We start from the raw sequence: 1,834 nt of genomic DNA, 5'->3' as shown, positions 1-1,834 counted from the left end.
AAGTTAAAGGATCGCGATGGCCTGGCGAGTGGGCGCCTGGACGGAGCGGACCGTGCCCTGTTGGTTGAATTTGAAGTCAATGGCGAAAAAAGCCTGGTCATAGCGCAGATCGCGGAAAATCATGAATACAAGAAATCGACGCTGTTCTCGGACAAGGCGGGTGTTGAGAAGTATCGTCAGAAATATGGTCCTTCGATAATCAGGCAGATTGAGGAGCTAATGGCGGAGGAAGCGCTGGAAGCGGCGCGTCCTGCGGCAGGCCCGTTGCCAAAGAAACCGCTGGTGACACTGGACTATTATAATCAGCATGTGATTCGCTTGAGTAGTCAGCAGGCAGAGGTTTTAAAGGTAACCCCTCCGGTTGTCATTCGGGGAGCGCCTGGCTCAGGGAAGTCCTGTGTGGCGGTGTCGCGCATTCTTGAGTTGATTGCGAGCCTTCCCCCTGGCTCGGAGGGAAAAATCCTGTATGTGACGCAGTCGCCGGAATTAGTGAAGGCAATGCAGGCGATATGGGATAGCTTATCGCTGCCCGATAGGTTAAAAAACCGGGTTGAATTTAAAGCCTATGAGACGGTAGCGCGTGAGCAGCGTGCGGCTGAATTTGAGGGTAAAGGGCTTGCGAGTGAGTCTGATTTTGAGCAGTGGCTGAAAGGCTATGTTGCGAAATGCAGGGATAGGCTGAAGCCTGCGGCGGCAGCCGCCGGTAAAAAGGGTAAAGGCAAGAAAAAGAAGGCGGAGCTGCCTGACGAGGCGAGTGCGCAACTGGACCGATTTTTAAAAGAAGGGCATGAGCTGCATCAGGAGTTTCGTCTTTTATCGGGTTATCTGCCCGAAGGTTATCTTGGTCTTGGAGCCCAGAACAGTTTATATGCGCATCAGGACGACCGGCAGTGGATATTGGCCGCGTATGAAAATTATCTGAATTATCTTAAAGACGAAAGTCTGGTCGCGCTTGATTTCCTAAAGTTTACGCAGCGGGACCAGTATGATTTGGTGTTGGGTGATGAAGCCCAGGATTTATCGGGTCTTGAGTTAGAGAATCTGCTGCTGTTAGCCAAAGAAGGACAGCTATGTCTTTGCATGGACACCCACCAAAGCCTTTTTGACGAACTGTCCAAGGGGCCGCTTATTGAAAAGATGATGCAGCGCTATGGATTAGCGCTTGCATCAGTTGAGCTGCCGCAGTCCTACCGCTGTCCAGAGAATGTGGTGCATTTTGCCAATGAAGTGATTAAGGTAAAGAATCAGGTGGTGGGCGGCCGTGCTGACAAACAGGAGCTGTCTGAAATCAAGATGTCGCCTGAGCAGGCGAAAACACCGGGCATAGTGCACTGGCTAAAGCAGACGCCGGAGGAGTTAAAGGCCTTAAGGGATATGGCGAAGCAGAGTAATTTTGTCATTATTACCCTGCCGGAATATAAAAAGGAGGCTCAGGAAAAATATCCGGGTGCAGTCCTGGTATTCACTGCCGAGGAAATCAAGGGTCTGGAATATGAGAATGTCATCCTGTACCGCATGCTGGATAACGACTTATGCCGTGAAGCGAGCCGTGAATGGACGGATGGCAAAGTACCGACCAATCTCGTCAAACGCGGTTGCGGCAATAGCCGTTTTGGTCCGCCCTTAAACAAATTTTTTACCAGCAGTACGCGTGCCACCAAACGCCTGTTTATCGATCAGGGCGATGACTATCCTTTGGCCCCTCTGTGTAACGCCTTAAAAAAAGGGATTAAGACACCCGAAACGGCCTTTTTAAGCGATCCGAATTTAGAGCAAACGGAAGAAGAGCGCCTGACGCAATGGGAAGAAGAGGTTTGCCGGCTGTATCAGAATG

Annotated in this window: 1 protein-coding gene; it reads left to right on the top strand. The window is 50.8% G+C overall.

What is annotated here, in order from left to right; translation table 11 throughout:
- On the top strand, positions 1–1,834 hold a 1,834-nt coding region (locus E1O89_RS15295; RefSeq protein ID WP_133140916.1), incomplete at both ends, for a UvrD-helicase domain-containing protein.

It is taken from the genome of Legionella genomosp. 1 (genome assembly GCF_900640215.1).
In the GTDB taxonomy this organism is placed as follows: Bacteria; Pseudomonadota; Gammaproteobacteria; order Legionellales; family Legionellaceae; genus Legionella_C; species Legionella_C quinlivanii_A.
The sequence above is the reverse complement of the archived record's forward strand: the minus strand, read 5'-3'. Positions and strand labels throughout refer to the sequence as shown.